The 8,499-nt window shown below is 67.3% G+C and carries 9 protein-coding genes and 1 pseudogene; 5 read left to right on the top strand and 5 right to left on the bottom strand.

The window, feature by feature from the left end; translation table 11 throughout:
* The coding region (locus ACJA3G_RS23300; RefSeq protein WP_406554978.1) for a helix-turn-helix domain-containing protein at positions 1-656 on the bottom strand (656 nt) is incomplete at its 3' end.
* Positions 657-662: 6 nt separating this feature from the next.
* Complete coding sequence (locus ACJA3G_RS23295; protein WP_406554977.1) at positions 663-890, bottom strand: hypothetical protein; 228 nt, start codon at positions 888-890, stop codon at positions 663-665.
* Positions 891-1,375: 485 nt separating this feature from the next.
* Between ACJA3G_RS23295 and ACJA3G_RS23290 the strand changes: the two genes are divergently transcribed.
* A complete protein-coding gene (locus tag ACJA3G_RS23290; protein WP_406554976.1) occupies positions 1,376-1,606 on the top strand; it encodes a DUF6461 domain-containing protein in 231 nt (76 codons plus the stop codon).
* A gap of 1,042 nt (positions 1,607-2,648) precedes the next feature.
* On the opposite strand, the gene ACJA3G_RS23285 is transcribed toward ACJA3G_RS23290, so the two are convergent.
* Positions 2,649-3,257 (bottom strand): hypothetical protein, encoded by a 609-nt coding sequence (locus tag ACJA3G_RS23285; protein WP_406554975.1) that lies wholly within the window; start codon positions 3,255-3,257, stop codon positions 2,649-2,651.
* 383 nt (positions 3,258-3,640) lie between these two features.
* A complete protein-coding gene (locus ACJA3G_RS23280; RefSeq protein WP_406554974.1) occupies positions 3,641-3,949 on the bottom strand; it encodes a hypothetical protein in 309 nt (102 codons plus the stop codon).
* A gap of 319 nt (positions 3,950-4,268) precedes the next feature.
* Here ACJA3G_RS23280 and ACJA3G_RS23275 point away from each other — a divergent pair, with 319 nt between their 5' ends.
* From ACJA3G_RS23275 to ACJA3G_RS23265, 3 genes are all read left to right on the top strand, one after another.
* The gene (locus ACJA3G_RS23275; RefSeq protein WP_406554973.1) at positions 4,269-4,595 is read left to right on the top strand and encodes a hypothetical protein; all 327 of its coding nucleotides are present in this window, start codon (positions 4,269-4,271) and stop codon (positions 4,593-4,595) included.
* Between the two features lie 975 nt (positions 4,596-5,570).
* Positions 5,571-5,804 (top strand): hypothetical protein, encoded by a 234-nt coding sequence (locus ACJA3G_RS23270; RefSeq protein WP_406554972.1) that lies wholly within the window; start codon positions 5,571-5,573, stop codon positions 5,802-5,804.
* Between the two features lie 208 nt (positions 5,805-6,012).
* Positions 6,013-6,405 carry a DUF6907 domain-containing protein gene (locus tag ACJA3G_RS23265; protein WP_406554971.1) on the top strand — a complete coding sequence of 131 codons (393 nt, stop codon included), beginning with the start codon at positions 6,013-6,015 and terminating at the stop codon, positions 6,403-6,405.
* Between the two features lie 724 nt (positions 6,406-7,129).
* On the opposite strand, the pseudogene ACJA3G_RS23260 reads toward ACJA3G_RS23265, so the two are convergent.
* A pseudogene (locus ACJA3G_RS23260) lies at positions 7,130-7,222 on the bottom strand (cold-shock protein); the annotation flags it as partial.
* 402 nt (positions 7,223-7,624) lie between these two features.
* On the opposite strand from ACJA3G_RS23260, the gene ACJA3G_RS23255 reads away from it, so the two are divergent.
* Positions 7,625-8,122: a hypothetical protein gene (locus tag ACJA3G_RS23255; RefSeq protein WP_406554970.1), complete on the top strand. Its 498-nt coding sequence runs from the start codon at positions 7,625-7,627 to the stop codon at positions 8,120-8,122.
* Positions 8,123-8,499: the final 377 nt, after the last annotated feature.

Below are 8,499 nucleotides of genomic sequence, written 5' to 3'. Positions count from 1 at the left end.
AGCCACGTGGGGCGAGCGGGTATGGGGCGCTGGCCGGTGATGCGGTCCCAGGCCCGCTCCCATTCGGCGACCCGCCACTCGCTGGCGCCCAGCGCGCGGGTGAGTGCGGTGATGTGGCGTCGCAGCGGGACAGCCTGGCCGCGCAGGATCGCGTTCAGGCTGCTTTTCGGCAATAGGTGGCCGCCGCCAGGCGCAGGGCCTGCGCGTCGCTGGAGCTCTTCGAGGGACGGCTGGCCTTCGCTCGCCCGCAATTGGACCATGGCGCGGCGCAGTTGGGCGAAGGTGTCGATGACCTCGGGATGTGGGGTCATGACGCGGTCGAGTTTGTCGGCCAGGTCCCGGTCCTGGAGGTCGTCGGCGGAGCTGGTGTCACGCAGACGGCGGCGTTGTTCGGCATGGCGGGCGGACTTCCACAGGCGCCGGGCTTCGCCGACGTCGGCATCGCAGGCTGCGGCGTAGGCCTCGATGACGCGCAAGGACGGCACACTGTTGCCGCTGGCGGCCCGGGAGAGCGCCGACGCGGTGACGTCGTTGTCGATCCGAAAGGCCATCGCCGCATACGTGAGTCCGCAGCGCTTGCGCTGCTCGCGCAGCCAGCGCGCCAGCGCTGCGGACTGTCGTGTGTCCGCGGTGACGGCTTTCTCACGCCGCCCCACGGCCTGTCAGACGATGGGAAGAGGCTGAGGCCGGCCGACACGCAGGGCCAGAAGTGCCCGGCAGACCAGATAGAGCACCGCGGTCAGGAACTCAGTGATCCCGAACAGCGGTAGGCCGGCCGTGGCCAGCAGGACCGCTCCCGTGATCACCACGATGATGACAAGTGCCTCGGGAGCTGTGACCACACCATGTGGCCAGGGATGCAGAGGTAAAAACGACGGGTGAGTACGCAAGACACCCTCCAAGCTCTGGCTGAGCGCGCGGGCAATATGCGGGCGCGCGTATCGGGGCTGCACCTAGCGGCCGGGGCGGCTTCCAGTCCAGATCACCGGCCGCTCAGATCCTCCCACCGCCGAGCCACTGCTTACAATCCGCTCTCCTTTTCCAGGCAGAATTGATGCGCATCCGTCCAGGCGCAGGCGCCTGGACGGGCGACATTACTTGCAGGGTTTCCAGAAGAGGCCAGGTCAGCACCCTGAAACCTCGACGATTGATTCCATTTCGACCAGGAGGCGTTGCCGACACAGGCCAGCTGGTGACACTCTCGCTATAACGCTGCCTCCGGTCTCTGGGCCGGAACTCCCTGGCGTCGTGGCTGCACCATGGAACAGGGAATCGGGCACCACCGCGTCTTCCAGCGCGACGCCCACCTGTCGCACCCCGGGCACTCCCGGGGTGCGACACCACCACTCAGACGCCGACCAGCTCCGCCGTCCATGTGCCACGGGCAGGTGCCTGTGCTGTGGTGCTCTTGACGGGGGAAGAGCGCACGGCCTTTGGGCGGCCCGCGCGCAGGAACGGCAGCACGCCGGATCACCTGAACGCGGTGATGCGGCAGATCGGTCTCAACCCGGACGCGCGACGAAGTCGCCGCAGGTCCGCCCTGGGGTTGCCGCCCCGGGTACGTTGCTGTCCCCGCTGCCTGATCCCCGGTCACGCGAGTGGGTAGCGAGGCGCTTCCCCCTGCTCACCTGGCCCTTTGCCATGTATGCGTGCTCGGCTGAGGCGTCACTACTTCTCGGTGTTTTCCGTTGTGCCGTGCGTGGAATGGACGCAGTTGCTCAAAGACCTGGCCGACGCGGTGCAGGAACGTAACAGCCAGGTAGCTGCCCCGCGCCGCGCCAGCACGCGCGTGGCTGAGCTCACCGCTCAGGCCACCGTGGCGGGCGCTCCCGGTGGCCCCCTCGCCCGCGTCCTGGCGGACATGGAGCCTGCGATCGAGCAGTGGCGGCCTCACGTGTGCGGGCCACCGCCCATCGTTCCCCCGGTACGTCCGGCCTCGCTGCCCAAGCCCGCACCTCACCTTCCCAGGACACGCCGAACCTCCGGCGCCGCAGCACCCCAGGACACCTACCCCAACGGAGGGCGTGCCAGATACACCCTCCCGCAGGCGTGCGAGCTCGGCATCGTGGAACGGGGCTACGGCGCGGCCAGGCAAGCCCTCTCCAAAGCCCGCACCGCAGGCGCACCCCGCCCGCAGGGAGAGAAGGGGCCGCGCGGCGTCGTCGCTTACACCATTGCCGAGTTGCACAAATTTTTCGGCGTTCCGAAAAGATGGGACGGGTCCGTTCACTGACCGTTGCCGCGCTTTCACCGTTCTGGTCCTGGGAAGGATTCCGAGGGTTATGGGGGGACATGGCGGCTGACGGGAAATGTCGTGGTGGACGAGAGCTTCCTTCGGCATCACGCCGGCGGCCTACCCATACGGTCGGTCGAAGGATCATCCGACGAGGCTGCCAGCCGAGGCCCCTGGTCGAACCTGTGTCTGGCCACGCAGGTTCGTCTGGCGCGACCTGGCAGCTGGCGAAGCCGTTCAGCCAGGTGCGTTCGATTCGACCTTAGAGCGCTTTCCTGTCGTCGAACGCTGCTTCAACCAACTCAAAGGGTTCCGCGGCATCGCCACCAGATACGACAAGACCGCTACCTCCTACGAAGCAGCGGTCGGCCTGGCATCTTTCCTACTCTGGGCAAGATCCGTTTGAAGACGGACCCTAGCTGTCGGGGTTCTCGCGGCGTTCCGGGTGGACCAGGCGGAAGGGGTGCCCGGCTTGATCGGCGACCGTGGTCCCGGACTGGCCTTTGCAGATCCAGTGCACGTCGATGCGCCACCTGTAGTCGCCTGGTTCGTCAGCGGTGACGTGGAGATAGAAGTGATCAGGGCTGTCAGGTGTGACGGTGTAGGGGAAGTCCGGTACGTCGTGGGCAGGTCTTGCTGAAGACGTCGGCACTGTGGTGTTCCCTGCAGGCTCTGCGGTCAGGCGTACGAGGAACTGGCGGTGCTCGCGTGGGTCCAGCGGGGCAGCCGACCTGAGGGTGTACGGGACGGTGTAGCTGATTCGCGGAGGCGCGTCGCAGGACTCCAGGCGCACATCCAGTCTGTTCACGATCGCTGTCTGGTCACCGGCGGCCTCGATGATGAGGTGGATGACCGATGTGAAGAGGTCCACCCTGTTGATCGGGTCGTGCCATTCTTCCCTGGCCGGAGGCACAGGGCCCACGTACCCCTGCCGGCCTTGCAGCTGGGATGCGTGGACGGTGACGGGATCTTCTTGGGTCTGCGGCAGCAGGGCTTGGCCGCCCTGTATGACGGCCTTGTCCACTCCACGGGTGACCAGTCCTGTGACGGCCGCACTGACACCGGCGAGGGCCGCCGTAAGGACCCACCTCTGCACCCCGGCAAGAACTGCGGCCACCGCCGTGACAGCTGTGGCCGCTACGGCCACGCCCAGCCGTAGGACTTGTCGCCCGGACGGCACTGCATCCCCCCTCAACCAGAGCCGATGCGCGATCGCCTCCCGGCGAATCGGCTGCGGTTCAACCACCGAGCAGTCACTCTCATCGGGCTTGTCTACCCGGCGCAAGAGCCGCTTTGCGCCAGGTGGGCCGTGGAGCCTGCAGAGGGCCCCGGCTGCCGTTGGCGTGCCTTTGTGTGGTGAAGGCCGCCGTGCGGGAGACGCTGCTGCGGGGCCCTCTGCTCAGGAATTCAGCACTGGGGGAGCATGTCTTGGGCGCGCCAGAAGTCAGTGTCGCTGAGGTTGACCATGTTGACGTAGACGTTGCGGTGGCCGCTGTCGTCGTCGGTGCGCAGCCAGGCACCGGAGATGTGTCCGTTGTTGGAGTACCAGTCTCCCGCGGTCCAGCAGTAGAAGTAGTTGCGGCCCGCGTACAGCGTGCCCGCGTGGCTGTGCAGGTTGGGCTGGTAGTGGGACCACTGGGTCACCGAGGTGGTCAGATACACCTTGGCCTGGGCCCGTGCCGGCGCGGCCTGGGCGGGAGTGAGAGTGGAGCCCACAGCCAGTACCCCGAGAGCGGCAGCCAGGCAGCCAGCGGCCCGGACGGAACGATTCTTTCGCATAACTTCTCCCCGACGTGTACTTCCCCCGATGCGCGCCCGTCCGCTTGGCCGGTCGAGCGACGACGTGCTGCGCTCAGGGAAACGACTCAGCTGATCTGTAGATCAGTCAAGTGGGAGCGTAGGCGCGTCGGGTAGCGAAACGATTCCCGCACGGTCACAGGCTCGTCCCCAGCGTCCCCGCGCACAGCCACGAGGTCCAGGAGGCGAACGCCGAGATCGTCGACCCCCACACGTGGCCCGCAGAGGGGGCGCTGCGGTGAGTGTCAGGAGCACGGTGCGGGGGGTGGTGTACCGGTTGCTGCGTCACCCGGACAGTGAGGTGACGATGACGGCTCGCTGTATGTCGGGGGAGGGGTGCTGGTGGGAGCTGGCCGCGACCACGGACCTGGATGCTGCGGGTGTCGAGATCCTGGCGCACACCGCCGCGACGGCCCACGGCGTCTTCACGCGCAGGGTTGAGGCTATGGCGGTCGTCGTGCTGGCGAACCCCGGGGAGCAGGCCCGGCGGGTGGAGGCCAACCGCTTGGAGCATGCCGCCAGGGAGCGGGAATCCGAGACGGAGCACGGGCGGGCTGAGGCGTGAGGCGGCACACCGGCACTCGGGTGCCGGCGGCGACGACATGGCCCTGTGCATCGTGATCACGGCGGCTCCCGATAATCTGGCGCCCGGTCATCAGGTGGCCCGTGATGCCTGGTCCGGCCGCCTGCTCACCCTGCGCTGCCCCGACCCGCTGTGCAGGCGGCTCGTGTACGTCGACAGCCGCGACTGCCTACCCGCCCATGACCGGATCTGCCGCCCGTACGGCGTGTGCGGCCTGTCCGGCGTGCGCGTCATAGATCGTGCTCGCCCTTAACTCCCGCTCCCTGGTGAGGTCACGCCGCATGGGTGCGTGATCTGTCCCGGCCAGGGAGCGGGCAAGAACCCCCGTTCCGGTCACGGTTGAGGTCCTTTCGCCGGAACGGGGGCACCCCCTCTGGGGGGGGTGATGTGGGGACGTGCCGCTGCCCCCGGCGGCGCGGTTCCCTGGCCCCGGCCGGGCGTTTCCCCCAAGCACCCGACCGGGGCTCTCCACTCAGTTCAGCCGCATGCAGGAAGCCTTCCGGTCGGACAGGTCGTCGTTGTTGGCCATGTAGGAGGTACCAAGCACGGCACTGGCGGCCCCCGTGGCCGACGCACCGCCGAGGCCCCACCAAGGGCGCAGGGCGCTGCCGCCTGACACCACGGATGAAGTGTTCCGTGAGTTCTAGCCGCACCGGGCGGAGGACCGGCCGCCTCCTCACCCAACCATGAGCGACCCGATAATCGGCCGCGCTGGGACGGTGCCGCCCTTGCTGCCAGGTCCACATCCTGCCGCAGGCCGACGTCGGGCCGCTCTCGTCGACGCCGACCATGTGGGCCGACTCGGGGCCATCTTCTGCAACACCCTTTAGGCGAGTCTGGCTCAGCGTTGCACCCCACTGAGCCGGGGAGCATGCCTGTGCTGGTGGTAGTGACGTCTGCCAGGCAGTATGGAACCGTCAACAGCCGTAATGCCGGGCCGACTTCAGGAGTTCCGCAATGGGTGGTCTGATCTTGGTGCTTGCGCTGATCTGGTTATTAATCGCGTGGGTCCCGGTCCGATTCCCGTCACTCGATCCGGCGTGGGGATGGGGTGTCCTGTTCCTCTCTGTACTCCTCATCATTTTCTACGCCCGTAACAGCCAGTGGGCGGCCCAGACCCTCGCCATAGTCATCGCTGTGACTCCGGGAGTGATCGTGACTCTGCTAAGGATGAGAAAGCCGACCAAGTGAGACTGTGAAAGCTGCGGGGGCCGGCTGCGCCTTCGGTGCTGCGGCCTGGGGAGCAGGTGCAGATCGTTACCACCCGGTACCAGGCTCCTGAAGCGCCGGTCGGCGCGTAGTCCGTCGCGCGGCGCCAGCAGGCCTTGCCCCCGTCCTTCGGGCACTCGCTGGTGCCGCTCCGGTGGTGTCGTGGGCGGTGGAGCCGGACACTGGCCGTATGGAGCGTGATCTTGCCGGGTGGCGGGCGTCGAAGGCCGCTGAGTCCTGCCCGTCCTGGTGCGCCGTTGACCATGCCGAGGACGACCCCCTCGTGGATGCCTATGTGCACACCTCCCAGCCGTGCACCGTGGCGATGGCGCCGCTGGTGACCGGGGAGAGGGTGCAGCTCCTGTTCAGCACCGACCAGCAGGAGGACTTCCTCACCCCTGACGAGCCGGGAGCGGCCAAAGTCGACTTCACCATCGAGGCCCGGGGCCGCAACATCCTCCACGACTACGCGGTGATGGCCGACAAGCCGGCCCTGGACGCGGTCATCGAGGAACTGGAACGGGCCGCGCAGACCCTGCGTACGTGGCGCGAGCGGATTCCCGACCACGCACCCCCGCAGTGACAGGCCCGGCACGAAACGAGGCAACTGCACCGGGGCCGCGACCCCGCCGAGCTTGGAGCGGGAGTTCCGTCACTTGGCCACACGCCAGCCACCCGCCCCAAGCCCTGTCACTCTATCGACCGCCTCTCCCGCCACCGCGCGGTTTCGGGTGGTCTCCTGGCCCGGGAAGGCGCGGTGCGCTCTGCAGAGGCGCGGCCTTGCTGGGGCCGCCTCTCGTAGGCACGCGCGAGTGCCTGGGCTGAGTAGCATGCGCGGCATGTCGCTGAACAGGAACGCCCGCGATGTCGCCGATGAGTTCGCCATCCCTACCGGGCCGCGCTGCAATTGCTGGACCGGGAGGCGCGGGACTATGAGTCCCGCAAGGACACTGCGGATCGGCTTATCAGCGAGAACCGGCGCCGCAGGGCGGCCTCTTCTGCTCCCGGTTCGAGGTCCTGATGGGGTTGGGCGTGTAGCTCCCACCCATTGCTCCGCTGGTCGTGGCCATCGTTGGCAGCATCGCCGTGTCCTGTGGTGGCCTTGGCTCGTTGGTGGGGGCAAGTGCATCTGCACCCCCACAGCAATGGCCCCCGGATCTCGGTATCCGGGGGCCATTGCTGTGGGTGGGGTGCCGTTGCCCTCTCCGCCCGCTCTTTCTGTTGGTTAGTGCAGATCAGGCCGGCCGGGGGGGATGGTGCCCAGGTGGCGAAGCTCGCCCCCTGGGCACTCAGCCCGCAAACGGGGGTTACTCCGGGCAGACCTGTGCCGCCTGCATGCCCTTCTGGCCCCGCTCAGCGATGAACGAGACGGGCTGGCCTTCCTTCAGGGAGGAGGGACCGCTCAGGCATGTGGGCAGCACGGCGTACACAATCACGCGATACGAAATGGCTGTAAAGAGGGCTCGGGCAGAGGCTTGAATTGGGCGAGCAGCGCCCCGTGCGGCGATGTGGTCGTGACGTTCCTGTGCCCGGCTGGTCCCGCAGTTGTCCGCGGACAACCCGACTTGTCCGGCCTCATCTCCCTCGGTGACCTGCGCGGATCACGTCGCAGTCGCACGGCCAACTCCTTGGGCCTGCACTGTCGGACCGCGGACCGCCCGCCCCAGCCCCCTGTCCCTGGTGGGGAAGACAGCGGCCGGCCGAGTTCTCGGCAGCACCCGGACAGGGGCAATGACTTCCCGGTTTCCCGCAGCAAGAAATGACCGGGTCCAGAAAACAGACTCTAGACAGAAGAGGAATCCATGAAGATGCGAGTTAAAGCCTGGCTGGGCGTGGTATTCGCTGCCGGCGCGCTGGTGCTTGGCGGCACTGGCACCGCGAATGCCTCGGTGAACTGGGACTTCAAGTTCATCCAGAGCAATCACGACGGCTACGGCCTCTACAACAACTACGACAGCTATGTCCTGCAGTCAGCGCTGACCCAGAAGCCGACCTCGCCCTCCATCAACACCTGGCGGATCGTGTCCGTCGCTCCCGATACCGGCTACCCCAACGTGCAGATCAGGAACGACGCCACGGGGCGGTGCATGCGTGCGATGAGCTCCAGTTCGGTCCAGATGAAGTCCTGCGACTCCAACGACCCCTACGAGATCTGGGCGATGACGGATAGCCCGGTCGGCTACCAGTTCTTCAACTTCGGCGTGCGCTCCTGCCTGGACGAAGGAAATGGGCACCCCTACCTCTTCCACGAAGAGGGCTGCAACCCCGGCAACGGTTACCAGGGCTGGGCGGTGCGCTAGACCCGCGTTCTCCTCAGGAGGGGCGTCTGCCGGTGCGAGCTGTCTGATCGGCCACCAAGCATGCCGCGGGCGCCTCGGACGTGCGGGAACAAGGCCTTGAGGTCGTTGTTCCCGCCACCCGTCCGGTGCACTACCACCATGGGGGAGGCGATGGGATCCCACCACGTGCCTCCACCCCACGAAGGGGCGCATCGCATAGCAGTCTCGCCAACCGGTCCCCTCGTGCTCGGCGAGAGGGCGTCTGGCTTTGTTCACGAGAACGAACGGGCGGCAGATGTTCGTCGCTTTGGCCGTTGGAGGCCGCGGTGGTAGCGGCGGGGCCTGCGCAGGTTGCCGCTGGCCTTCCCCGAGTCCCAGGGGGGGGGCTGGGGCGAAGT

The sequence above is a fragment of the Streptomyces sp. YS-3 genome (assembly GCF_045257485.1).
Lineage (GTDB): Bacteria > Actinomycetota > Actinomycetes > Streptomycetales > Streptomycetaceae > Streptomyces.
Note: the sequence above shows the minus strand (reverse complement) of the source record. Positions and strands in the feature narration are given on the sequence as shown.

Coding starts and splice junctions, on each gene's coding strand:
- ACJA3G_RS23270 (WP_406554972.1), top strand. CDS start 5,571: ATGGGTGGTCTGATCTTGGTGCTTGCGCTGATCTGGTTATTAATCGCG.
- ACJA3G_RS23265 (WP_406554971.1), top strand. CDS start 6,013: ATGGAGCGTGATCTTGCCGGGTGGCGGGCGTCGAAGGCCGCTGAGTCC.
- ACJA3G_RS23255 (WP_406554970.1), top strand. CDS start 7,625: ATGAAGATGCGAGTTAAAGCCTGGCTGGGCGTGGTATTCGCTGCCGGC.